Source organism: Exiguobacterium sp. s145 (assembly GCF_018618835.1).
Lineage (GTDB): Bacteria > Bacillota > Bacilli > Exiguobacteriales > Exiguobacteriaceae > Exiguobacterium_A > Exiguobacterium_A artemiae.
The window spans coordinates 76,279-100,793 of the sequence record NZ_JACSMV010000003.1 but is presented as its reverse complement, the minus strand read 5'-3'; the positions used below and the strand labels follow the sequence as shown (position 1 = coordinate 100,793).

The following is a 24,515-nucleotide window of genomic DNA, read 5'->3' as shown; positions in this document are numbered from 1 at the left end:
AGCGATGGTATGTGGCAGGAGAACTTACGGTTAGAAGACGACTATGATTTTGCCGGAATCCGGAAGCGGCTTCGCGGTGACCGGCTACAAGTTGAACAGGACGGGCGGTTGTTCATACCGGTTATGTTGCCGGAAGGGAACTTCATCGGTCAGGTGGAAGCAGTCGGTTCCCGCGAACTGCTCTTATCCGGAGAAGGTCCACAGGAACCGATGGTGCAACTGTTGCGCCGTCGGTTTCGTCTGGATACGACGAACCCAAGTCAGCACCTCTCAGAGACTTCGCTTTCAGAAGTCGTGTCAACGTTTGGTGCGGAGCGGCTGGTCCTGGATATTAATCCGTTTACGGCACTGATCCGGTCCATCATCCATCAACAGATTAATCTGGCATTTGCGCAAGTGCTGATGGAACGCTTCTGCCGGACGTTCGGCACGGAACAAAACGGTGTAATTTTCCCGCCGACGGCAGAGCAACTGGTGAATGTCGAACCGGAACAGCTTCGGGCATTGCAACTATCCGGCCGAAAAGTCGACTATTTGCTTGGTGCCGCACGGGCCGCAATCGATTTCGATCGGCTGACGGAAGCGCCAGACGCCACGATTGCCGAGACGCTGATTGCCTTAAAAGGGGTCGGTCCCTGGACGGTGCAAAATGTCCTGATGTTCGGTTATGGACGGGAAGATTTGTTTCCGGCATCGGATATCGGTATTTTGCGAGCGTTTGAGCGGTTGCACGGTACACGCCCGAGTGTCGAGGAAGCGGTTCTGCTTGCGGAAGAATTTACCCCGTATCGGAGTCATGCTGCGTATTTATTATGGCGGTCGATTGAATAAGGAACTATTCTTGTCACCCCTCAATGAGAACGGTATAATGAATGCGTTAAGAACGAGTCATCGTTCGCAGATACGATAAGCGTAGCGGAATCACCGCTTCCGATAGAGGGGACGAATGTATATGTACACAGATGAACAAATCATCGAAAAGGCCAACGAAATCGCGAAAATGATTTCCGAAACGTCAGAGGTGGAACGATTCAAAGCCGCTGAAGCCAACATCAACGGGAACGAAAAAGTTCAAAAGATGATGAAACAAATCAAGTTCCTGCAAAAAGAAGCCGTCAACTGCCAGCACTACGGCAAAACGGAAGCTTTGGCACGTGTCGAAGCAAAACTGGATAAATTATTCGCAGAACTCGATGAAATGCCGGTCGTCCAGCAATTCCAGGAATCACAGGAAGAAGTCAACGGACTCCTTCAATACGTGACGGTAACGATTTCAAACGGAATCACAGATCAAATTATCGAAGCGACAGACGGTGATGTCCTGGCGGGGAAAACAGGCAGCGGGATGGAAGCAGAAAATAAAAGCGGCGGTTGCGGCTATTAATCAATGAATTGAATGGGAAAAGCCGACGGATTCCCGTCGGCTTTTTACGCGAATGGGGTGAACAGCATGGAAGCAGTCCATAACACACCGATGATGAAACAATATTTTTCGATTAAGGCCGACTATCCGGATGCCTTTTTGTTTTATCGGTTAGGTGATTTTTACGAATTATTTTTTGAAGATGCCAAACAAGTGGCGCATGAACTGGAATTGACGCTGACAGCGAAAAACGGCAAGAATGCCGAACACCCGATTCCGATGTGCGGTGTACCGCACCATGCCGCAAACGGCTATATCGAACAATTGATCGAACGCGGTTATAAGGTGGCTTTATGTGATCAGGTCGAAGATCCGAAGCTGACGAAAGGTCTCGTTAAACGAGAAGTCGTCCAAGTCATTACACCGGGAACGCTGATGTCCTCGTTGACGGAAAAAGAAAACCGGTATCTCGTCGCCGTCGTCGAACAGGACGGACGATTCGGGATTGCCCGGGGCGACGTTTCGACCGGTGAATGTGCCTTGACGAGTGTTGCGACACTTGATGCCGTGGCAAAAGAATTGAGTATCATCCTGCCGCGTGAAATTGTCGTCACGTCAAGTGAACACGAGGCGGCACTCAGCCACTTGCAGATTCCGTTGACACAAAGTACGCGCCGGGAAACCCATCCGCACGGCGACAGGGCGATTGATGCGGCACAAGCAGATGCCTTTGCTGTGCTCTATGCTTACATGCATGATACGCAAAAACGGTCGCTTGCCCATCTGCAACCGGCCATCGTTTACGAAGCGGCCGACTTCATGCAGCTCGAACCGAATACGGTCAAAAATCTGGAGCTGGTCCGGTCTGCTCGGACCGGCGATAAAAAAGGCTCGTTACTGGGACTGCTTGACGTCACGGGTACGGCAATGGGTGGCCGGATGCTGAAGCGCTGGCTCGAAAAACCGTTGCTTTCGCAACACACGATTGCCGAGCGGCTGGATGCCGTCGAAGAATTGTTGGCTCATTATTTCGAGCGTCAACAGTTGAAGGATACGTTGCGGGAAGTCTATGATTTGGAACGATTGGTCGCAAAAGTCGGATACGGGACGGCTTCCGCCCGCGATCTCGTCCAGTTGAAGTCAACGCTGCGTCTGATTCCGCGGATTCAAGCGGCACTGGAAGAATTACTCAGTGACCGGCTCGGACAGCTGGCACTTGGACTTGATCCGCACGATGAATTAACCGATCTGCTCGACCGTGCTTTTGTCGAGGCTCCACCGATTTCGACGAAAGATGGCGGAATGATCCGGACCGGATTTGATCCGGCGCTCGACGAATTACTGGTGGCGTCAAAAGACGGGAAGACGTGGCTGGCAACGCTTGAAGCCAGTGAACGGCAAGCGACGGGGATTAAGACGTTGAAAATCGGCTACAACCGGGTCTTCGGTTATTACATCGAAGTATCGCGGGCCAATGCCAAACTGTTGCCGGAAGGGCGTTACGAACGGAAACAGACACTTGCGAATGCGGAACGGTATGTGACGCCGGAACTGAAAGAGAAGGAAGCACTGATTCTCGGAGCTGAGGAAAAAAGTATTACGCTGGAATACGAACTGTTTTGTCAGGTCCGCGATCAGGTGAAGACACACATCGAAAGTCTGCAACGGGTCAGCCGGCGGATTGCCGAACTTGATGTTCTCGTCGCTTTGGCGGAAACCGCTGAACGGCATGATTACGTCCGACCGGTGACCTTGACGGGTCGGAATGTAATGATTGAAAACGGGCGACATCCGGTCATCGAGACGGTATTGCCACGCGGGGAGTATGTTGCGAACGGCATCAATCTGAATGAAGACCGGGAAATGCTGTTAATCACAGGACCGAACATGTCCGGTAAATCGACGTATATGCGCCAGTTTGCTTTGATTGCCTTATTGCATCAAATCGGATCGTTTGTCCCGGCAAGCCGGGCCGAGTTACCGATCTTTGATCAGATTTTCACCCGGATCGGAGCAGCGGACGATTTAGTCAGCGGTCAATCGACCTTCATGGTCGAGATGGTCGAGACGCAGGAAGCGTTGACACGGGCAACGGACCGTTCGTTGATTCTCCTCGACGAAATTGGTCGCGGGACATCGACGTATGACGGGATGGCGCTCGCACAGGCCATCGTCGAGCACATCGCGGAGCACGTCGGGGCGAAGACTCTGTTCTCGACCCATTATCATGAGTTGACGGTCCTTGAGGACTCGATGCCGCGTCTCGCGAATGTCCATGTCCGGGCTGTCGAACAGGATGGACGGGTCGTCTTCTTACATGAAGTAAGGGACGGGAAAGCCGATCAATCATACGGAATCCACGTTGCCCGTCTGGCTGATTTACCGGATGCCCTGATTGCCCGGGCGGAAGTCCTGTTATCGGAATTCGAGCAAACAGAGGAACGGACCGTCGTATCACCGAAAGAGCCGGTCGTTCAGGCGGAACCGGTTGATCAACTCAGTCTCTTTGCGGAGACGGACCCGGTCCGGGAAACGGTCCAGACACTGGATTTAATCAATATGACACCACTTGAAGCATTAAACACGCTCTACCGTCTGCAGGCGGAAGCGAGAAAATAAGGAGGTCGTCCGGCATGGGAATCATTCGGGAACTGTCCGATTCGCTTGCGAACCGGATTGCGGCAGGTGAGGTCGTCGAACGGCCTGCCTCTGTCGTCAAGGAACTGGTGGAAAATGCACTCGATGCGGGAGCGACACAGGTTGATGTCGAACTCGAAGAAGCGGGAATGAAACGCATCACGATCCGTGACAACGGACACGGTTTTTATCCGGAAGACGCGGAACTGGCGTTTGTCCGGCACGCGACAAGCAAAATCAAGGATGAACACGATTTATTCCGCATCAAGACGCTTGGATTCCGTGGTGAAGCCTTGGCCTCGATTGCATCCGTCAGTAAAGTGACCTTAAAGACGAAACGGGAAGAGCAGGAAGGGATTCAGCTGACGCTTGATTGCGGACGGCTGACGGATCGGTCGGCGATTGCGATGAATCGGGGGACAGAGCTGACGGTCGAACAATTATTCTTTAATACACCGGCCCGGCTGAAGTATCTCAAAACGACGCATACGGAACTGGCGGCCATCACGGACATTTTAAACCGGGTCGCTTTTGCCCATCCGGATGTCAAATTGTATGCGGTCCATGAAGGCAAAGTCTTGATTCAGACGAATGGTTCGGGGGATGTCCGGCAGGCTCTTGCCAGTGTCTACGGGCATCAGACGATTCAGGGGACACTTGTTGCAACCGGCACGACGGCCGATTATCAACTGACCTGTCATCTCGTGAAGCCGGAAGTGACCCGGGCATCGAAAAATTACATTACCTTGATCTTAAATGGGCGTTCGGTGAAAAACTTTGCCCTGACACAAGCCGTTTTAAACGGTTATCACACTTTGCTGCCAATCGGTCGTTTTCCGATTGCCGTCATTGAAGTGACGATGGATCCGTTGCTGATTGATGTTAATGTCCACCCGGCGAAGCGGGAGGTCCGTCTGTCGAAGGAAGCGGAACTTTGTCAACTGATTCAGGAGACGATCCGCTTAACACTCAGCCGCCAGACATTGATTCCGAAAGTGACACCGCAAAAACCTAAAAAAGATCCGAGTGCGCAGGAGAAGTTGGAATTTTCCTATGTGGCAGAGCCGGTTGAGGAACTGTCTTCGCGATCCGTTTGGAATTATCCGATTCCGAAACGGACGGAAGCGGGGAACGAACATGTCCCGTCAGCCAACCGGATTCAACCACCGGATCCATCGATCGATATGCCGGATGAGCCGGTACCGGAACAAACAGATGAGCCGGTCGCGACGGGTCCGAAATTTCCGCATCTTGATGTCATCGGTCAGCTTCATTCTTCGTATATCGTCTGTTCGGGTGCGGATGGAATGTATCTGATTGATCAGCATGCCGCCCAGGAACGGATTAAATATGAGACGTATAAGGTCATGTTCGGTCGTCCGCTCGAGCAGAAACAACAGCTGTTGCTACCGTATACGTTTGAGATTGCGAGTGACGACATGCGACGGATGGACGAAGTATTGCCGCTCCTCCGTGATGTCGGGATTGAGCTCGAAGCCTTTGGTCCCCAAAGCTTCATCGTCCGGGAAGTTCCGACCTGGTTCCCGTCGCACCGGCAGGAGGAGACGATTCAGGAACTGATGGATGAAGCGTTGATGAAACGCAAGGTCGATCTTGAAACGTACCGGGAAGATGCGGCAATCATGATGGCGTGTAAAAAATCGATCAAAGCGAATCATCCACTGAATCATGAGATGATGCGGCAGTTGATCGTTGACCTCGCCAAAACCGAGATGCCGTTCACCTGTCCGCACGGTCGGCCGGTCATCATCGAATGGACGACGTATGAACTGGAAAAACTGTTTAAACGCGTCACGTAACGAAGAGAAGAGATGCCTGTCTTACGACAGGTGGCTCTTCTTTTTTTGTGCTAGAACAGAAAAAGGACAGAAACGGTGTGAGAACGGTTACTTGAACGAATCGGGGTTATTTCATTGATTGTTCACAAAGTGAGGAGGATAATAAGACCCGAATACGTTAAACAAGGGGAAATCAGAATGCGTTCAAAACTATTGTTAAGTGTAACGATTCTACTGCAGATCATCCTCATCTCCGGTTTCGCCATGCTCGGGGATATGGTGAGTAGAGGATTGCAGTTACCGTTACCGGGAAATATCATCGGATTGATCTTATTGTATCTGGCATTAAAAAGTCGTCTGCTTAAAGTTGATTACGTCGAGCGGGGAGGACGGTTGCTGTTGCTCGTCATGCCGTTATTTTTTGTTCCGGCTTTGTCCGGCATTATGGACTACACGGTGTTCATGCGTCAATCCGGTCTTCAAGTCCTGGTGATTTTAATCATCAGCAGTCTGTTGACATTAACGGGATCCGCGTTCCTCGTCGATCGATTGGCCCGACGCAAAGAGGGGATTGATGTCCATGAGTGAAGCACTGTTTTGGCTGGTGTTGACGACATTGCTGTTTGGCGGCGCGTTTTGGTTATACCGGACATTTCCGTTCGTCTGGACTTTACCGATTCTGACCGTAACGGCGGCCGTGATTGTCATTTTATCGATCAGCGGCACAACACATGCCGCCTATATGGCAGGCGGACAATATTTAGCACGGATGCTCGGACCGGCGATTACGGCCTTTGCGATTCCGTTATATCAGGTCCGCCATCATGTCCGGAAGTTTTTACCTGAGATTACGCTTGGTGTCGGGATCGGAACGTTGATTGCCTTGACATCTGATCTGCTGCTTGGTCTGTTGCTGCATCTGGGCCGGGCGACCAACTTGGCATTATTGCCGAAATCGGTTACGTTACCCGTTGCCTTGGCGATTTCGGAACGGTCCGGCGGGACGCTGGCGTTGACAGCGACGTTCGTGCTTGTGACCGGGCTTGTCGGTTCGATTGTCGGGCCACGGTTGATGACCGGGCTCCGGATCCGGCACTTCGTCGGACGCGGTGTCGGACTGGCCTCGATTGCTCACGTCATGGGGGCAACGAAATCAATGAGTCTTGATCAACGCGAAGGCGCAGTCGGTCTGCTGACGATGGTTTTGACGGCTGTTCTTGCCAGTGTGCTTGCACCATGGATTATTCAAATTGTATATTAAAGGAAACTCCTTCAGAGGAAAGATAAAGGTGTGAACCCTGACAATGATTATTTGGATCAATGGAACGTTTGGTGTCGGTAAAACAACGGCTGCACAAGGATTGCAGCAACGGATCAAAGGATCACATGTGTTTGATCCGGAATTGACAGGTCAACTGTTGCGTCAACAGCTTCCGCAAGCGGACCAGCCTGATGATTTTCAAGATGCGCCGCTTTGGCGCCGCCTAAATCTGCTCCTGCTTGAACAGCTGGATCAGGCATCTGCCGTCATCCTCGTACCGATGACGTTAACAAATAGTACGTATTTTGAAGAAATCATCGGTGCCTTAAGAAAAACCGGACATCAGGTGCATCACGTGACGTTGATGGCGAGTCCGAAAACCGTCAGACGCCGGTTGCGAAGCCGATTTGAACGCGGACAGTCCTGGGGCGGGAAACAAGCCGAGGACCGGTTGCGTGAGCTTTCCCATCCGCTCTTCTCGCATCATCTTCAGACGGACGCCATGTCGAAACAGCAAATCGTTGATGCCATCGGATTAGTCTGTAATCTTCGGTTATTGCCGCCACGGAGCGTAAGAGACAGGATTGAAACGGCAGGATTGAGGGAAATAAAGGTGTGATGCGGAACTGTTGTTTCGTATCACACCTTTATTTTTGTAGTTTTAGTAGGAGGCTTTAGCAATATGAAACAATGGATGACTGAAAAACTGGGGAGACAGCTGATGGCCGTTTTTTACAGCGTGTTTGTCTGGAGTGTACTCACATCTGTCGCTAGTTATCTTTATATCGACAATTCGGCTGGTCAGACGAAGGAACAAGTACTTGCTCAACTGCAACAAACCCAGTGGTTCTGGTTTTTGAACTTATTGATTTTTCTTTTATGCTTATTATTCATCGTCCGACCGTTGATTGGCCGGCTGACGATGCAGTTACATGAACTGAATATCAAAAGTCAGCGACTTGCGGAAGGAAAATCAATTTCGCTCGAACACGATGTACTGGTGGAGAACGAAGTCGGGCAACTGACGGAATCCTTTTATCGGATGGCCCGTTCAATCTCCTCGCAACACACGGAGCTGTCACGAAAAAATCAGTTGATGGAACAGAATCAAGAAGCCCTTAAAAGTAAACAAACGGAACTGGAACAGGCACTCGAAGTCACACGTTCGAACGAATTGCATCTGCAGGACCGTAATGAACTGATTGAAACACTTGCTTCGAAGGAAAGTTTGTTTGATTATTCCTCGGTCATCAGTACGATTGTCCGTTTGACGAAAACCGAGTTTGGAGCCCTGTTATTGATTAAAAACAATGAGATCTCCTCGGTCGTTCCAAAAGAAATGACGGAAGAACAGCAGGAGAGCCTAAAAACCGAATCGTTACTGCTCAAACGGGTTATGATTTCGAAAGAACGTGCCAATTCTTCGAAAAAAGTCGCCAATGACAGTTTGATTGGTTTCCCATACTACATTTATGAAGCCGTCATCCCCATCATGGATCAGGCGAAAGATGAACTGATTGCCTGCCTCTATCTGGCACGGTTCGATCAACCCTTCAACACAAAAGAATTGAATGAACTGGAATCGTTCTCGAAACAGATTGCGATTTCCTTGATGCGGATGTCACTGTATGAACAAATGGAATACGAACGAAAAGAGACAGCCCAACTGCTGAATTCAGTCCGGGAAGCCATCCTCTATATCAAACATGACGAAAAAACGATTCTTGGGAATCAGGCGTTATTTGATATCTTCGAATCGTTACAGATCGAAGAAGACAACGATTCGATGACATTCCTCGAAGTGCGGCCGGAGACGATGTTTGAACAGGTCGATCAAAAAGAGGCATTTGAAGCATATTTTGAAGAAGTCTTATCTGGTCAGATTCCGGAGGGGATGTTTTCGTTATCGATTGACCAAGGGGAATATTTCATTCAGGTCTATGCGGAAGAAATCATGCTCAGTGAACAGGCAAAAGGAACGATTCTTGTATTCCGGGACGTGACGGCGGAAACGGAAGTCGACCGGATGAAGTCGGAACTTGTCTCGACCGTCTCGCACGAACTGCGGACACCGCTTTCTTCCATTTACGGGTTCACGGAACTGATGCTCAAACGCAAACTGGATCCGGAACGGAACAAACGCTACCTGCAGACGATTCATGATGAATCGAAACGATTGACGGATCTTGTCAGCGATTTCTTAAATGTTCAACGGATGGAGTCCGGGAAACATTCCTACGATAAAGAAGTGTTTGATCTGATTGATACGGTCCGGGAACAGACACGTTTTTATCAGGCGTCAACCGAACAACATCGTCTGCAGCTGGATGTCGATGAAAATCATGAGTTTTTGATTCATGCGGATAAAAACAGCATGAAACAACTGCTCGGTAATTTACTTCATAATGCAATCAAATATTCACCGGACGGCGGCGATGTCGTCATCTCGCTGACGCATCACCACAATCAGATTGAGTTAAGTGTCCGTGACTTTGGATTAGGGATTCCAAGCAGTGCGATGCCGCATCTGTTCAGCAAATTTTACCGGGTCGACAATTCCGACAGCCGTAAAATCGGTGGAACGGGCTTAGGTCTCTCGATTTGTAAAGAAATTGTCCGGGCACATGACGGCAATATTGATGTCGAATCGATTTTAGGGGAAGGTACCGTGTTTAAGGTATTGTTACCAAGTGTCTCCGATACATTGATTGAAATGAATTAAATCAAATAGGACAGGGCAGGAAGTGCGGAAAAGAATCATCCGTGTATCCTGTCCTGTTTTTTCGTGAACAGTGAGGTTTCTCATACCGGGAGAGGATAGAAGAAAAGTGGATGAGAGCAAATTCCATACGATTTTCTGAAAACATTTCGTGACGAAACACCCGTTTTCCTTGCAAATCATTTGAGATATGCAGGGATTGCCGCTCTCGGAAAGCTCTCGCTATAGTGGGGATACAGACAGAAACCACACGAATTTAGGGAGAGATGAAGATGGACGTACAGACACTATACGAACAAATCGTGGAGCATCCGTCAACGGATGAGATGCAGGAAAATGCCAATGTCGACGGAAAATCGCCGCTCGGCAAGCTGAACCGCCTTGCAGCTGTCACTGCAAAACAGATGATGCAGGATATGCTGCTGTCAACGGAAGCGAAACAGGCGCTTGCTGAAAACATCATCTACATCCATGATGCCGACTATTACGTGACCGGGACGACGACCTGTGTCCAACTGCCGCTCGGCCGGTTGTTACAAGATGGATTTACCATGGCCCATGGATCCATCCGTCCGGCACAGGATATCCGGTCGGCGTTAGCACTCGCCGCCATTATCATGCAGGCGAATCAGAATATGCAACACGGCGGGCAATCCTATCCGATGTTCGATTTTGATCTAGCTCCGTTTGTCGAAAAAACCTTTCAACGTCAATTGAAGAAAATTCATGACGTGGTCCCGAAATGGTCAAATCGGCGCAAGCGAGCCTACGCAATGTCAGAAACGTACGAAATGACCTATCAAGCCTGTGAAGCGTTTATTCATAACACGAATTCGATGCATTCACGCGGCGGCGGTCAAGTTCCCTTTATCTCGATTAATTACGGAACGGATACGTCGATGTTTGGCCGGATGTTGATTCGCGCCCTACTTGAAGCGACACGGGCGGGACTTGGAAAAGGCGAAACCCCGATTTTTCCGATTCAAATTTTTAAAATCAAGGCCGGGGTGACACTAAATGCAACGGATCCCAATTACGATCTATTTCAATTGGCGACCGAAGTGACAGGAAAACGGTTATTTCCGAACTTCGCATTTCTCGATGCCCCGTTCAATCAATCAGCGGATGATACGCCGGACACAGAAGTGGCGTACATGGGTTGCCGGACGCGAGTTCTTGAGAACCGGCAAGGCCGGGCGTCCGTCGTCGGGCGGGGAAACCTGTCGTTTACGAGTCTGAATCTCGTCCGTCTCGCTTTGATGACACAAAGTCTGGACCGGATGTTTGAAGCCGTTACCACGTACACGACTTTGATTTGTGAACAATTGTTGGAACGTTATCACTATCAAGCCAATCGGACGGCCGATGAGTTTACTTTTTTGTACCGGCATATCTGGCGCGGCGGAGAGACGCTTGCTGGATCCGACCGGGTCGAACCCGTTTTACGGCAAGGAACGTTGTCTGTCGGGTTCATCGGTTTGGCGGAAGCCTTAATTGTCCTGACGGGGCAACATCACGGGGAATCGGAACTTGCTCACGGAATCGGTCAAGCCTTGATTCGATTGATACGGACGATTGCCGATCAGTACGGGGAGAAAACCGGTCTGAATTTTTCCGTCCTGGCGACACCGGCAGAAGGATTATCCGGTAAATTCACGGTTGCAGATAAAGAACAATTCGGTGTCATTGAACGTGTGACCGATAAGCCGTATTATACGAACTCGTTTCATCTGCCGGTCGGGACGAACGTGACCATCCGGGAAAAAATCCGGCTCGAAGCACCGTTTCATGCCTTATGTAACGGCGGACACATCACGTATGTCGAGACGGACGGGGCACTCGCTGAAAATCCGGAAGCCATCGAAGATATCGTCCGGCTGATGGCGGAATCAGGCATCGGGTACGGTTCGATTAATCATCCGATTGACCGGTGTTTGACGTGCCGGACGGAACAGACAATGGAACAGGCATGTCCGGTGTGCGGCGGGGAAGAGATTGAACGGATTCGCCGGATTACCGGTTATCTGGTCGGGACGATGGACCGGTGGAATCCTGCCAAGCGGGCGGAAGAACAGGACCGGGTGAAACATGCGGCTGCTTCAGATTCTCGCTGATTCTGTCGTCGACGGTCCGGGTCTGCGAACGGTTGTCTTTTTTGCCGGTTGCCCCCACCATTGTCCCGGGTGCCATAATCCGGATTCCTGGGCGGTTGAAGGCGGAGAGGACTGTAGCGTGGAGCAAGTCATTGAACAGATTCAACAGATGGGTTCGTACCGGGTGACGATTTCCGGCGGAGAACCATTTTTGCAACAGCAGGCGTTATCCGAACTGGTCCACGCATTGACCGGCTATGACATCTATCTGTTTACCGGTTATCGGCTCGAACAGTTGCTTGATGATACACAGGCCCGACAAATCCTGTCACAGGTGGACTGTTTAATTGATGGTCGGTATATCCAGAGACTTCACGATCACTCTTTAGCCATTCGCGGCAGTACCAATCAACGGATTTTCAATCGGGAACAGCTTCAACTCATTCTCGAATAAAAAACAGGTCGTTTCCTCTCACTCGACATGAGAAGAAACGACCTGTTTGGTGATTATGCGTATTTTTTTTCACGTGCTTCTTCGATGTGAATGACGTCTTGATCGACTTTCCGTTTTTTAATGAAGAAGGATAACCCTAAAGCGAGTAAGGCGAGCAACGTAGCGATGAAGAACGTATCGTTGATGCCTTCGACCATCGATTGTGTGATGATCGTTTGCGGATTGGTCGTCGGCGTAGCGCTTGCTGCCAATTCTTTTGCATACCCGGCGGTCCGTGTTGTCATGACGGTGACGAGGAGTCCTGAACCGATTGCACCGGAGACTTGCGACAACGTGTTATTGAGTGCTGTCCCGTGCGGTGTCAAGTGTTGCGGGATATGGTTTAACCCGTTTGTCATGACCGGCATCATGACCATTGAAATACCGAGGAAGCGTAACGTATACATGATGACGAGGAATGAATACGCTGTATCCGCAGTCAGACGACTGAAGAAGAAGGTCGTCAGAACCGTCAGCGATAATCCGATCATCGCTAGAATCCGCGCACCGAAACGGTCAAACAGTCGGCCGGTAATAGGCGACATGAAGGCCATGACGAGTGCACCCGGCAACATCAAGAGTCCGGAGTGGAACGGTGAGATGCCGCGGATCGTCTGGACGTAGATCGGCATCAGGATCATGGCGGAGAACATCGACATGTTCAAGACCATTGAAATCGCCTGCGATAAAGCAAACATCGGATATTTAAAGATCCGGAACTCAAGCATCGGTTCATCAAGCCGGAATTGGCGTATAATGAACGAGGCGAGACTGATGACACCGATGGCAAGCGCACCGATGACTGTGAAAGAATCCCAACCAGCTGAACCGGCTGAACTGAAACCGTACAGTAATCCACCGAATCCGAAACTCGAGAGGACAAGTGAAAGTTTTTCGAGACGGAGTGTGCTTGTAACGACTTCTTTCTTTAATAAGAAAAATCCGATGACCAGAACGAGAAGAGAGATCGGTGTAACGATATGGAACAGCATCCGCCATTCATAATGTTCAAGCACCCAACCGGATAATGTCGGACCGATGGCGGGTGCGAACGTGATGACTAGACCGAAAATCCCCATGGCTTGTCCGCGTTTTTCGATCGGGAAGCCGTTTAACAAAACGTTCATTAACAGCGGCATCATGATGGCGGAACCGGATGCCTGTAACATCCGCGAGCCGAGCAGGACCGGAAACAGATCGGCTTGACCGGCGACAATGGTGCCGATCGAGAACAATCCCATTGCCGTCAAGAACAACTGGCGCGTCGAAAACTTTTGAACGAGAAAAGCCGACGTCGGAATCATGATTCCGTTTACCAGCATATAGCCGGTTGTCAGCCATTGCGCCGTACTGGCTTCAATGTTGAATGATTTCATGATCGATGGTAAAGCGATATTTAACAGCGTCGAGTTCAGGACGGCAACGAAGGCGCCGGCCATCAAGACCGCTAAGATTAAATAAAGACGAGATGATTGCTTCGTTGATTGCATTTCGTTATGCTCCTTTTGTACAGTAAGTCTATTTTGTTATACACTGATTCTACAACTTAGCTATCTTACCGTCTGAAGAAAAACATTACAAATTATTTGCTTTATACACTAAAGTATATAGATGATTTTTGAAAAACAGATCATTTAAAGAAAAGGATAATGACATGAACCCGAAAAAGAAACAGCTCCTTGATGCTGCCTACCAACTGTTCGTCGAAAAAGGATACCAGTCAACCTCGATCCAGGACATTTTAGATCAAAGTGTCGTCTCCAAAGGAACATTCTATAATTATTTTTCGTCGAAAAACGAACTGTTCATTGATGTCTTCAACACCGTCTTCGAAAAGATGCGTAACGCCCGAAAAGAAATCCTGGTCGGACGCGACGTCTCGGATTACGAGACATTCATTCAGCAAGGGAACTGCTACCTCGAACTGATGCAGAAGTACAAACTGTATACGTTGTTTGAAGAAGCGATTGCTTCGAATGAAAAAGAATTAAAAGCATTCATGGAAAATAACCGGCTGCTCGAAATCGAATGGACCTATCACCGGTTGCGCGATTTGTTCGGAGAAGCGAAAACACCGTATCTGCTCGATTTAGCAGTCATTTATACCGGCATGCTGCAATATGCGATGTACTTCTTCCGGCAATCGGAACGGAATACGCAACCGGAGCGGGTCGTCCGCTATGTCTTCAACCGGTTGACGCATCTCGTCGAAGATGTCAGCCGGACGGAAGAACAATTGATTCCGCCACGCTTCCTGTCGGTCTGGCTCGACCGTCCGCAAGATGAGGTCGTCATCCGGAAAGATTTATTCGAGAAGACGAATGCTCATATGAAGCAATTGATCACACTGTCCGTCATTTCAGAGGAATCAAAAGAAGCCCATGACGAGGTGCTTGATTTCATTTACGAAGAATTATTGGAACGGAAAAAACCGAAAATCCATCTGTTGAAGCGGGCACTCGAAACGTTGGCGGAAGATCCGATCTTCACCGGTCAGGAAATCATGGTCCGTTATCAGGAGATGGTCGATGAAATCGTCCGGATCCGGACGCGTCTTCAGTAAAGAAGGACTTGTTGTTTCAGGCAAAACCTCTTACTATAAAACGATGTATGTTAAACACAAGAAATGAGGAATTAGATGTTTTCACAATGGAGAAAAGAATGGGTTCTGCAACCGAAAGCAGATTTGTTATCCGGTATCGTCGTTGCCTTGGCACTGGTTCCGGAAGCGATTGCCTTTTCCTTAATCGCCGGAGTCAATCCGATGGTCGGCTTATATGCGTCCGTCATCATTGCCATCATCATCTCGATTGCCGGCGGCCGCCCGGGGATGATCTCGGCAGCAACCGGAGCGATGGCGCTTGTCGTGGTCCAGCTCGTTAAAGATCATGGCGTCGATTATTTACTGGCGGCCGGTATTCTCGCAGGGATCTTCCAGATTATTTTAGGTCTTGCCGGCGTCGCGAAATTATTACGTTTTATTCCCCGGGCCGTCATGGTCGGGTTCGTCAATGCCTTGGCCATCTTGATTTTTTCGGCGCAGCTGCCGCAGTTTGAAGGACAGAACTGGATCATGTACGCGATGGTCGCGGCGTCCCTTGCGATCATCCTGATCTTCCCGCGGTTTACGAAAGTCATCCCGGCACCACTCGTCGCGATTACAATCATGACCATCCTGACGGTCGCCTTTTCGCTCGATACACGTGTCATCGGCGACATGGGTCAGATTTCAGCTTCGCTGCCGAACTTCTTCCTGCCAAATGTCCCGTTTTCACTGGAAACACTGCAAATCATCTTCCCGTATGCGTTGTCGCTTGCGTTCGTCGGTCTGATCGAGTCGTTGTTGACGGCGCGGATTGTCGATGAGATGACGAATACGACATCGAATAAAGCAATCGAATCCCGTGGACAAGGAATCGCCAACATCGTGGCCGGATTCTTTGGCGGTATGCCGGGCTGTGCGATGATCGGTCAATCGGTCATCAATGTCACATCCGGCGGTCGCGGTCGCTTGTCGACTTTCACAGCCGGAGCGTTTCTGATGCTTTTGATGGTGACGATGAACGATTTATTGATGACGATTCCGATGGGCGCCCTCGTCGGTGTCATGTTCTTTGTGTCGTACGCGACATTTGACTGGGGATCGTTTAAAATGCTGAAAAATTCGCCGAAAAGCGATTCCGCTGTCATGCTGGCAACGGTCCTCGTGACCGTCCTGACGCATGATTTGTCGATGGGCGTACTGGTCGGGATTTTACTCGCCGCGATTCTGTTTGCGTCGAAAATTTCGCAGATTGCTGTCAAACGTCAGGTCGAAGGGACAAACGTCGTCTACCGGATCAACGGTCCGATCTTCTTTGCGTCGACGACGGCGTTCGTCGAACAATTCGATTTGCCGGCAGACAGCGATTTCGAACGGATTACGCTTGATTTTACGCAGGCGCATTTGTTTGATGATTCGGCAACGGAAGCGATTGAAACGGTTGTCTTGAAATATCAGGCAGCCGGTCTGTCAGTCGATTTGGTTTCATTAAATGAAGAATCACAGGCACTTGTCGACCGTTTAGCCCGTCGCATTGCCTGAAGAAGAACCGTCCGAGACGTATTTCGGGCGGTTCTTTTTTCGTGAAAGCAGACGGTCACGGAGACTTTTCGGTATACTGGAAAAAAAGGGGGAATAGTCATGAAATGGTTTCGGTTTGAGCAAGAAGGAGAGTCACGGATTGGGGTCGAGGAAGCAGGTTTCCGGTACGACGTGACAACGCAGGTTTATACGGATTCGTTACTTGAAGTCATCGCACGGGGATTCGAGATGGATCTTGATCTGGATGTCGCACCACGGTTGAACGATGAGATCCGGTTACTCGCACCCTACATACCACCGCGCAACGTGATTTGTGTCGGGAAAAACTATGCCGATCATATCAAAGAGATGGACACGGCAGGAGCCGGGAAGTTTGTCCTGTTTACGAAGGCACCGAGCTCCATTGTCGGTCCGTTTGAAGCAATCGAGCGACATGCGGAGTTGACACAACAACTCGATTACGAAGGTGAGCTTGCCATCATCATCGGGACGTCCGGTCGTGATTTGACACCGGAAAATGCACTGGATCATGTCTTCGGTTACAGTATCGTCAATGATGTGACGGCACGGGATCTGCAAAAAGAGCATGTCCAGTTTTTCCGCGGCAAATCACTTGACGGGTTTTGCCCGTTCGGTCCGGTTATCGTGACGGAAGACAGCTTTGATCCGACGGATGTATTGGTTGAGACCCGGGTCAACGGTCAATTGCGGCAATCGGGTTCGACGAAACTGATGTTGCGGGATGTCGTAACGATTTTGACAGAGGTGTCGCGTGGGATGACACTTGAAGCAGGGGATATCATCGCGACCGGTACACCGGCCGGCGTCGGACACGGCATGAAACCGCCGATGTATCTCCAGGACGGGGATGTTGTAGATGTCTCGATTGAAGGAATCGGTCATCTTCGAAATCACGTCAAAGCGTAAAAATGAATATTCGATGCCCGTACTCTTTAAAACCGCTCATTACGTGAGCGGTTTTTTTGTTTAAACGGTCACGGGATGACCGTTTTTGATGTATAATGGATGTATAACAGGATGTTATTGTCGAATAAAATCGTATTTTGAAGGTTTTTTAACGGAAATCATAAAAAAATGAATGTTTTTGATTGATTTTTGAATGTAAACGCTTTATATTAAGGATGTGGAGGGAAACTCATGTTAACGAAAAAACGCCATCAACTGATTCTCGAGCTGCTCGCCCGGGAAGAAGTCGTCAAAATGCAAACCATCGTGGATCAGACAGGAGCCAGTGAGTCGACGATTCGCCGGGATTTATCACAGCTTGAATCAGCCGGTCACTTACGGCGGGTTCACGGCGGAGCGACGGCCAATCACATGCAGATTGATGAACCGAGTTATTTCGAGAAAAGTGACCGTTTCGTCGAAGAGAAGGACCGGATCGCGCAAGCTGCGGCCGATCTGATCGAAGACGGAATGTACGTGTATCTCGATGCAGGAACGACGACACTCGCAATCGTTCCTTACCTCGAACAAAAGGCGATTACAGTCGTGACGAACAGTCTTCCTCTAGCGAATACGTTACTCTATCACCGTATCCCGACGTTCGTCGTCGGAGGGCAACTCAAGCATTCGACCCAGGCACTCGTTGGGTATAATGCACGTGAAGGAATGTTGATTTACCATTTTGATGTCGCTTTCCTTGGGATGAACGGTGTTCATCCGACTCAAGGTTTTACGACACCAGATCCGGAAGAGGCACTCGTTAAGAAGACCGCGATTGAGTTAGCGAAAAAGTCTTATGTGTTAGTCGATGAGACGAAACTCGATGAAATCAGTTTCAGTCGGGTCGCGTCATTGCGAGCGGCAACCATCATTACGATGACATCAAGTGAACAAGAAGCGAAGTACAGTCAATATACAGAGGTGGTGAACGCGAAATGATTTATACACTGACACTCAACCCATCGATCGATTATTACGTCACATTGCCGGTATTTGAGGCAGGACAAGTCAATCGTGTGGAACAAGCGGAAAAAGTAGCAGGTGGAAAAGGAATCAATGTCTCGCTCGTCTTAAGAAACTACGACGTCGAGACGGAAGCTCTTGGATTTTTAGGTGGCAGTACGGGGCAATTCATTCGTAACGAACTGGAAAAACAAGGCGTCTTGACCGCTTTCACACCGATTGCTGACGAAACACGGATCAACGTTAAGATCCGTGCCGATCAGGAATCGGAACTTAATGCGGCAGGTCCTCAAATCAAGGATGAAGAATTACAGGCGTTACTGGCTGCGTTCGAAACGATGCAGCCGGGTGACATCGTCGTCTTCGCCGGCAGCATTCCAAGCAGTCTGCCGCAGGATTTGTATCGGAAGATTGCGCAAGTCCTGACGGAACGAGGCGTCAAGTTCGCCGTCGATACGACGAAGGAAGCGATGCTTGAAGTTTTACCGCTCGGTCCGTTCATGATTAAACCGAACCATCACGAACTCGGTGAAATCTTTGATGTCGACATCACGTCAAAAGAAATGGCTGTCCCGTATGCGCAACAACTTGTTGAACGCGGTGCGGAAAATGTCATCATCTCTTTTGCGGGTGACGGAGCGTTACTCGTCAACAAGCAGGGGGCCTACACGGCGAACACACCAGCCGGTAAGCTGATCAATTCCGTCGGTGCCGGAGATTCACTCGTCGCAGGATTCGTCGCCAGTTACGCGCTCGGACGACCGCCGGAAGAAGCGTTCCGGTACGCCGTCACGACAGGCAGTGCCTCCGCTTACTCGTTTGGATTATGTACAAAAGAAGATATTGACCGTTTACTGACCGATGTCCAAGTCGTTGAACTCATTCAATCCTAAAAGGAGTGACAAACTCATGAAAATTACAGATCTGTTAACACGTGATACGATCCAACTCGACTTACGTTCGTCGAATAAAGCAGCTGTCATCGATGAATTAGTGGATGTACTCGATCGTGCCGGAAAATTAAATGACCGCTCGGCTTACCGCGAAGCCATTTTGGCCCGGGAAGCCCAAAGTACGACGGGACTTGGTGAAGGAATCGCGATTCCGCATGCGAAGACGGCAGCCGTCAAATCACCGGCCATCGCTTTTGGACGTTCGACAGGAATCGATTACGAAGCACTTGACGGACAACCAAGCCGCTTGTTCTTCATGATTGCAGCCGGCGAAAATGCCGACAACGCGCACCTTGAAACATTATCAAAACTGTCTGTCTACCTGATGGACATGAAGTTCCGTGATACGATTCTTTCCGCTCGTTCGGAAGATGAAGTCATCGCTGCGATCGAAGCAAAAGAACGGGAAGAAGAAGATCCGGTCGACGTCTCGTCGTCAAATGTTGCCCAAGATGCACCATACATTCTTGCTGTCACAGCATGTCCGACCGGTATCGCCCATACGTATATGGCAGCCGACGCCCTCCGTCAAAAAGCGGAAGAAATGGGTGTCCGCATCAAAGTCGAGACAAACGGTTCGACCGGCGTGAAAAACGGTCTGACAAGTCAAGATATTCAAGAAGCGACAGCCATCATCGTCGCTGCGGATAAAGCCGTCGAGATGGATCGTTTCAACGGAAAACATGTCGTTGAAGTTCCGGTCGCTCAAGGAATCCGTAAACCAAAAGAACTGATTGATCGTGCTGTCAAACAGGATGCGCCGGTCTATAAAGGCAGTGGATCAAGCGACAGCTCAAAACCAGCCCGCGGCGGATTCTACAAACACTTGATGAGCGGGGTATCCGCCATGTTACCACTCGTCGTTGCCGGCGGACTCTTAATCGCCATCAGCTTTTTCTGGGGCATCAACTCAGCGAACCCGGAAGATCCGTCATACAACGAATTTGCCGCTCAATTGATGTCGATTGGTAAAGCAGCCTTTGGTCTCTTAATTCCGATTCTTGCCGGATTCATCGCGATGTCGATTGCCGATAAACCGGGTCTCGCACCAGGTTTGATTGCCGGGTTCCTCGCAAGCCAAGGGAACGCTGGATTCCTCGGCGGATTGATTGCCGGTTTCCTTGCTGGTTATGTCGTTCTCTTACTGATCAAAGTCTTACAAGGTCTTCCGAAAGCTCTTGAAGGGATCAAACCGGTCTTGCTTTACCCGCTGTTCGGTTCATTCATCACAGGTATGATCATGTTGCTTGTCATCAACGAACCGATCGCTGCTTTCATGACATGGTTGACAGATTCACTCAACGGTCTCAGTGGCGGTAACGCGATCCTGCTCGGTATGCTCGTCGCAGCGATGATGGCGATTGATATGGGTGGTCCAATCAACAAAACGGCTTACGTCTTCGGAACAGCCGCTTTAACAGCAGGAAACACGGAAGTCATGGCAGCCGTCATGGCAGGTGGTATGGTTCCACCGCTTCTCGTTGCTTTCTCTTCCACATTGTTCGCACGTAAGAAATTTACACCGCAAGAACGCGAAGCCGGTATCGCTGCTTACGCAATGGGGGCTTCATTCGTCACAGAAGGTGCGATTCCATTCGCAGCAGCCGATCCACTTCGTGTCATCCCGTCAAGCGTCATCGGTTCAGCAATCGCCGGTGCCTTGACAATCGTCTTCGGTGTGTTGCTTCCGGCACCACACGGCGGTGTGTTCGTCTTCCCATTACTTGACGGACCATCAGGCACATTGATGGCAGTCCTCAGCTACGCTGGTGCGATCTTAATCGGAGCACTTGTCGGAGCTGCCATCCTCTCGATCTTGAAAAAACCGCTCGTCGATCAAGAAGTTGCGAAAAAAGAAATGACTTCTGGCACGGGAACAAAAGCTTCATAAGAAAAAATTATTCGATAAAATCACTCCAAGGCGACTTGGAGTGATTTTTTAATTGCCTTTTTCGGGTATTAGAGCAAGAATAGGGGGCGTATCCCCACTATAAAAGGAGGTTTGTATATGGGCGGTCAGTCTTTACAAATCGGACCACGTACCATCAAGACCGGACTTGCGGTCATTTTGGCGCTGATTATCAGCAACCTGTTTAATCTGAGCCCGATCCTACCTGCGATTTCGGCAGCGACAACGTTATTACCGTCCGTTTATCAGACATGGAAACAATTCCTCGAGGAAGCGGAAGCTAACCTGATCGGAGCCTTCCTGACGCTTGTCTCGTTATGGATTTTAGGTGACAACCCGGCTAATCCACTGGCAATCGGAATCGTCATCATGGCCGCCATCTCAATTTTATTGGCATTTGGTTTCGGCCGGACGATTCCCCACGTCGTCTTGATGATCATCGTCATCCTGGAAAGTGTTGAAGGGGCGACCGATCCATTGTGGCAAATCGTCCTGATCCGTTACTTACTCGTCATGCTCGGGATTGGTTGTGCCCTCGGTGTCAATGCGCTGATTTTCCCGCCGCGTTACGGAAATGTCTATTATCAGAAAGCCTCGAAACTGTTCGAGAAGCTGCTCGTCGTGACCCGGGCAATTGCCTTTGAAGGGAAAGTCACACCTTACCGGTCAGCCATCGACAAGATGAGCCGTTCGATGCTCGAAACGAAGACGTTGTTTAATCTGCACCGGGAAGAAATTCGCGGATCCCGGCAACGGCACGTCTCGTTACTGCGGAACCTGATCATTCTGCAACATATGCAGTCGTGTTTAGAACGGGGTGTCGCGACGGCAGAACGTTTCCGGGAGCGGGAGAAGGCGTTGAATTCGATTGCTGACGAGTTACGGAGCGAGTTGTTCTATCACCTGATGCATATCGCCCAGCGTCAGGAAAAGGTCTTGCTGACGTATGACTTGTTATTGACGGAAGAACCGCTCGCGATGGAAGATCTCGTCAAAGAAAACATTGCCTTCGTCAAACATTCTTTCCTTGACCGGGACGAACTGGAAGAGGAAATCATCATGGAAATCCTGCCAATCGTCGTCGCGATGAACGAGTGGATTCAGGAACTGGAATTGTTTGAAAAACGGCTGAACGGGGCGCTTCGCCGCCATGTGACTTCGCTGTCGATCGAACAAAAATCAGTCCGTGATAAAACCTTTAACCGCTTTAAACGAAAAAAAGCGATTGACGAAAGTCAAAAGTAAGCGTATAGTCCTTCTTAACAGCACTTTAGTTGCTAACAGCATAACAGCATAACAGAACAAAAGGAATTGGACGAAGACGAAACCGAAGTAGAAACAATCTCCCTGTTTCAGAGAGCACGTGGCGCTGCGAACGTGTACACAGATTGGATCGAATTACAGTTTCCGAGTCTCTTGCCATGCAAGCGGAGAAAACCGTTATCCCGTAATGAAGCGATCTATGTCTACGTAGATTATCAGGGTGGTACCGCGGCCTTTTGTCGTCCCTGTCGAACATCTTTGTTCGGCAGGGACTTTTTGTTGTTCATCTACTTTCAAGGGGGAATTCATATGTCTACACCAATCATTCCAAGTCACTTACAACCACACGTCGCACCACAGCACTACGACGATTACACGCCGACGGATCACGCGGTCTGGCGTTACGTCATGCGACTGAATTTAAAGACGTTACAAGACACAGCCCATCCGGCATACCTCGAAGGACTCGCTGCGTCCGGCATCAGTCCGGAACGGATTCCGGATGTCCGGGAGATGACGGCCAACTTGAGCCGGGGCGGCTGGGGAACGGTCGCCGTTGACGGTCTGATACCGGGCGTCGCATTCTTTGATTTCCAAGGACACGGCTTGTTACCGATCGCAACGGATATCCGCAAGGTCGATAACATTCTCTACACACCGGCACCGGACATCTTGCACGAAGCAGCGGGACATGCACCAATCCTGATGAATCCGACGTACGCAGAATTCGTTCGCCGGTTCGGTGAGATCGGTGCCCATGCCTTTAACCATAAAGCGGAGCACGACGTCTTCAAAGCGTTGAAAAAATTGACGATTGTCAAAGAAAGTCCGTTTTCGACACCGGCTGACATCGAGAAGGCGGAAATTGCCCTTGCTGAAACCCGGACCCATGTGACCGGTATCTCGGAAGCGAATGAAATTTCACGTCTGTTCTGGTGGACGGTTGAGTTTGGTCTCATCGGTGATCTCGACAATCCGCAAATCTACGGAGCCGGTCTTTTATCATCAGTCGGTGAAAGCCGTCACTGTCTGACAGACGCGGTCGTCAAACATCCGTTTTCACTTGCGAAAGCACTGGCGACGAAACATGACGTCACGAGCATGCAAAAAGAACTGTTTGTCTGCGAATCATTCGAACAGCTCCGGGAAGCCCTGGAGGAGTTCGCGCAGACGATGTCATACGTCCGCGGCGGTATCCACGGGTTGACGAAAGCCGTCGAGTCAGGCAACCTTTCGACGCTTGTCTTTGACAGCGGCGTCTCGCTTGTCGGTGTGCCGGAAACACAGGAAATCCATGAATCTCTGCACCTCGTTAAGCTGACCGGTCCGACAGCGCTTGCTGCGAACGGTGAAGTTTTGACAGGACAAGGGCTCGCCGATCATCCGGAAGGATTTACACTCCTTCACGGACAAGAACTGAATGAAGTCCTGATGCAAGTCAAAGTCGGAGAGCAACTCGACTGGACAGAAGGGACAGTTCATCTCACAGGACAAATTTCAGCGATTCAAAATGTTAACGGTCATCGGGCACTCGTCATTCTGGAAGACGCGCAGGTGACAAATGCCGGTCAAACAACAGCGATGGACCGGATGGAACTGGTCGTCGGTGAAATCACATCAGCTTTCCCAGGAACAGAAGTCGAAGCGTTAAAACCGATTCCTGAGACAGTCGAATTCGAACGGATTGAACGTCCGTTGACAGCAGCCGACCCAATCTTTGAAGCTGTTCGGGAAATGCGGGAAGGACGGGCTGACCGTCAATTGTTGCCACAGTTGATTGACCGGGCACTCAACCAATTACCGGATGCTTGGTTACTCCGCCTGGAGTTGCTCGAACTGGCCGATGAAGTCGATCAGCCGCGACTAATCGCTGATCTCGACCGTTTGAAGCAGACATCGGTCGAACGGGAAGAATTGATTACACGCGGTATGCGTCTGCTGGATCTCGTCCGGTAAGCGGACGGTCGAGAAATCCCTTGAAACCTGTTAGAATGGAAACCGTGTGAAAGTGA

19 protein-coding genes and 1 other annotated feature are annotated in these 24,515 nt (G+C 50.0%); of the genes, 18 read left to right on the top strand and 1 reads right to left on the bottom strand.

What is annotated here, in order from left to right; all coding sequences use genetic code 11:
- The first annotated feature begins 9 nt into the window (after positions 1–9).
- The 10 genes from KNQ07_RS05510 to nrdG all read left to right on the top strand — a co-directional run bounded on the left by KNQ07_RS05510 (position 10) and on the right by nrdG (position 12,326).
- A complete protein-coding gene (locus KNQ07_RS05510; RefSeq protein WP_214765286.1) occupies positions 10–831 on the top strand; it encodes a DNA-3-methyladenine glycosylase family protein in 822 nt (273 codons plus the stop codon).
- Positions 832–946: 115 nt separating this feature from the next.
- The gene (locus tag KNQ07_RS05505; protein WP_012369946.1) at positions 947–1,384 is read left to right on the top strand and encodes a YlbF/YmcA family competence regulator; all 438 of its coding nucleotides are present in this window, start codon (positions 947–949) and stop codon (positions 1,382–1,384) included.
- Positions 1,385–1,450: 66 nt separating this feature from the next.
- On the top strand, positions 1,451–3,982 hold the full coding sequence (gene mutS, locus KNQ07_RS05500) for a DNA mismatch repair protein MutS (protein WP_214765284.1): 2,532 nt from the start codon (positions 1,451–1,453) through the stop codon (positions 3,980–3,982).
- A 14-nt stretch (positions 3,983–3,996) separates the two neighbouring features.
- On the top strand, positions 3,997–5,820 hold the full coding sequence (mutL, locus tag KNQ07_RS05495) for a DNA mismatch repair endonuclease MutL (RefSeq protein WP_012369948.1): 1,824 nt from the start codon (positions 3,997–3,999) through the stop codon (positions 5,818–5,820).
- Positions 5,821–5,997: 177 nt separating this feature from the next.
- The gene (locus tag KNQ07_RS05490; RefSeq protein WP_012369949.1) at positions 5,998–6,387 is read left to right on the top strand and encodes a CidA/LrgA family protein; all 390 of its coding nucleotides are present in this window, start codon (positions 5,998–6,000) and stop codon (positions 6,385–6,387) included.
- The gene (locus KNQ07_RS05485) at positions 6,380–7,060 is read left to right on the top strand and encodes an LrgB family protein (RefSeq protein ID WP_251139481.1); all 681 of its coding nucleotides are present in this window, start codon (positions 6,380–6,382) and stop codon (positions 7,058–7,060) included. The genes KNQ07_RS05490 and KNQ07_RS05485 overlap by 8 nt, the downstream gene beginning before the upstream one ends.
- Positions 7,061–7,103: 43 nt before the next feature.
- Positions 7,104–7,679 carry an AAA family ATPase gene (locus KNQ07_RS05480; RefSeq protein WP_214765280.1) on the top strand — a complete coding sequence of 192 codons (576 nt, stop codon included), beginning with the start codon at positions 7,104–7,106 and terminating at the stop codon, positions 7,677–7,679.
- Between the two features lie 63 nt (positions 7,680–7,742).
- Entirely contained in the window at positions 7,743–9,782 is a 2,040-nt protein-coding gene (locus KNQ07_RS05475; RefSeq protein ID WP_012369952.1) for an ATP-binding protein, read from the top strand.
- Between the two features lie 269 nt (positions 9,783–10,051).
- Positions 10,052–11,893, top strand: coding sequence for an anaerobic ribonucleoside triphosphate reductase (locus tag KNQ07_RS05470; protein ID WP_214765279.1), 1,842 nt, complete (start codon positions 10,052–10,054; stop codon positions 11,891–11,893).
- On the top strand, positions 11,868–12,326 hold the full coding sequence (nrdG, locus tag KNQ07_RS05465) for an anaerobic ribonucleoside-triphosphate reductase activating protein (RefSeq protein WP_012369954.1): 459 nt from the start codon (positions 11,868–11,870) through the stop codon (positions 12,324–12,326). Before KNQ07_RS05470 ends, nrdG begins: the two co-directional genes overlap by 26 nt.
- Positions 12,327–12,379: 53 nt before the next feature.
- On the opposite strand, the gene KNQ07_RS05460 is transcribed toward nrdG, so the two are convergent.
- Positions 12,380–13,855, bottom strand: coding sequence for a DHA2 family efflux MFS transporter permease subunit (locus KNQ07_RS05460; protein WP_214765278.1), 1,476 nt, complete (start codon positions 13,853–13,855; stop codon positions 12,380–12,382).
- 164 nt (positions 13,856–14,019) lie between these two features.
- Between KNQ07_RS05460 and KNQ07_RS05455 the strand changes: the two genes are divergently transcribed.
- The 8 genes from KNQ07_RS05455 to KNQ07_RS05420 all read left to right on the top strand — a co-directional run bounded on the left by KNQ07_RS05455 (position 14,020) and on the right by KNQ07_RS05420 (position 24,459).
- Positions 14,020–14,928 (top strand): TetR/AcrR family transcriptional regulator, encoded by a 909-nt coding sequence (locus KNQ07_RS05455; protein WP_012369956.1) that lies wholly within the window; start codon positions 14,020–14,022, stop codon positions 14,926–14,928.
- Between the two features lie 75 nt (positions 14,929–15,003).
- Positions 15,004–16,449 (top strand): SulP family inorganic anion transporter, encoded by a 1,446-nt coding sequence (locus tag KNQ07_RS05450; RefSeq protein WP_214765277.1) that lies wholly within the window; start codon positions 15,004–15,006, stop codon positions 16,447–16,449.
- Positions 16,450–16,548: 99 nt separating this feature from the next.
- Positions 16,549–17,376, top strand: coding sequence for a fumarylacetoacetate hydrolase family protein (locus KNQ07_RS05445; protein WP_214765276.1), 828 nt, complete (start codon positions 16,549–16,551; stop codon positions 17,374–17,376).
- A 231-nt stretch (positions 17,377–17,607) separates the two neighbouring features.
- Positions 17,608–18,354 (top strand): DeoR/GlpR family DNA-binding transcription regulator, encoded by a 747-nt coding sequence (locus tag KNQ07_RS05440; protein WP_147512411.1) that lies wholly within the window; start codon positions 17,608–17,610, stop codon positions 18,352–18,354.
- Positions 18,351–19,271, top strand: coding sequence for a 1-phosphofructokinase (gene pfkB / locus KNQ07_RS05435; protein ID WP_012369960.1), 921 nt, complete (start codon positions 18,351–18,353; stop codon positions 19,269–19,271). Before KNQ07_RS05440 ends, pfkB begins: the two co-directional genes overlap by 4 nt.
- Before the next feature lie 16 nt (positions 19,272–19,287).
- Positions 19,288–21,222, top strand: coding sequence for a PTS fructose transporter subunit IIABC (locus KNQ07_RS05430; RefSeq protein WP_214765274.1), 1,935 nt, complete (start codon positions 19,288–19,290; stop codon positions 21,220–21,222).
- 117 nt (positions 21,223–21,339) lie between these two features.
- Entirely contained in the window at positions 21,340–22,485 is a 1,146-nt protein-coding gene (locus KNQ07_RS05425) for an FUSC family protein (protein WP_114596212.1), read from the top strand.
- A gap of 64 nt (positions 22,486–22,549) precedes the next feature.
- Positions 22,550–22,753 (top strand) — a binding site (T-box leader).
- A gap of 59 nt (positions 22,754–22,812) precedes the next feature.
- Complete coding sequence (locus KNQ07_RS05420; RefSeq protein WP_214765272.1) at positions 22,813–24,459, top strand: aromatic amino acid hydroxylase; 1,647 nt, start codon at positions 22,813–22,815, stop codon at positions 24,457–24,459.
- Positions 24,460–24,515 lie beyond the last annotated feature (56 nt).

What these genes read in the sequence shown, in the direction of transcription:
- KNQ07_RS05510 (WP_214765286.1), top strand. Translation starts at nt 10, where the DNA reads ATGTGGCAGGAGAACTTACGGTTAGAAGACGACTATGATTTTGCCGGA.
- KNQ07_RS05485 (WP_251139481.1), top strand. Translation starts at nt 6,380, where the DNA reads ATGAGTGAAGCACTGTTTTGGCTGGTGTTGACGACATTGCTGTTTGGC.
- KNQ07_RS05505 (WP_012369946.1), top strand. Translation starts at nt 947, where the DNA reads ATGTATATGTACACAGATGAACAAATCATCGAAAAGGCCAACGAAATC.
- KNQ07_RS05420 (WP_214765272.1), top strand. Translation starts at nt 22,813, where the DNA reads ATGTCTACACCAATCATTCCAAGTCACTTACAACCACACGTCGCACCA.
- KNQ07_RS05440 (WP_147512411.1), top strand. Translation starts at nt 17,608, where the DNA reads ATGTTAACGAAAAAACGCCATCAACTGATTCTCGAGCTGCTCGCCCGG.
- KNQ07_RS05475 (WP_012369952.1), top strand. Translation starts at nt 7,743, where the DNA reads ATGAAACAATGGATGACTGAAAAACTGGGGAGACAGCTGATGGCCGTT.
- KNQ07_RS05460 (WP_214765278.1), bottom strand. Translation starts at nt 13,855, where the DNA reads ATGCAATCAACGAAGCAATCATCTCGTCTTTATTTAATCTTAGCGGTC.
- KNQ07_RS05430 (WP_214765274.1), top strand. Translation starts at nt 19,288, where the DNA reads ATGAAAATTACAGATCTGTTAACACGTGATACGATCCAACTCGACTTA.
- mutS (WP_214765284.1), top strand. Translation starts at nt 1,451, where the DNA reads ATGGAAGCAGTCCATAACACACCGATGATGAAACAATATTTTTCGATT.
- KNQ07_RS05445 (WP_214765276.1), top strand. Translation starts at nt 16,549, where the DNA reads ATGAAATGGTTTCGGTTTGAGCAAGAAGGAGAGTCACGGATTGGGGTC.
- KNQ07_RS05450 (WP_214765277.1), top strand. Translation starts at nt 15,004, where the DNA reads ATGTTTTCACAATGGAGAAAAGAATGGGTTCTGCAACCGAAAGCAGAT.
- KNQ07_RS05455 (WP_012369956.1), top strand. Translation starts at nt 14,020, where the DNA reads ATGAACCCGAAAAAGAAACAGCTCCTTGATGCTGCCTACCAACTGTTC.
- pfkB (WP_012369960.1), top strand. Translation starts at nt 18,351, where the DNA reads ATGATTTATACACTGACACTCAACCCATCGATCGATTATTACGTCACA.
- KNQ07_RS05480 (WP_214765280.1), top strand. Translation starts at nt 7,104, where the DNA reads ATGATTATTTGGATCAATGGAACGTTTGGTGTCGGTAAAACAACGGCT.
- mutL (WP_012369948.1), top strand. Translation starts at nt 3,997, where the DNA reads ATGGGAATCATTCGGGAACTGTCCGATTCGCTTGCGAACCGGATTGCG.
- KNQ07_RS05425 (WP_114596212.1), top strand. Translation starts at nt 21,340, where the DNA reads ATGGGCGGTCAGTCTTTACAAATCGGACCACGTACCATCAAGACCGGA.
- nrdG (WP_012369954.1), top strand. Translation starts at nt 11,868, where the DNA reads ATGCGGCTGCTTCAGATTCTCGCTGATTCTGTCGTCGACGGTCCGGGT.
- KNQ07_RS05470 (WP_214765279.1), top strand. Translation starts at nt 10,052, where the DNA reads ATGGACGTACAGACACTATACGAACAAATCGTGGAGCATCCGTCAACG.
- KNQ07_RS05490 (WP_012369949.1), top strand. Translation starts at nt 5,998, where the DNA reads ATGCGTTCAAAACTATTGTTAAGTGTAACGATTCTACTGCAGATCATC.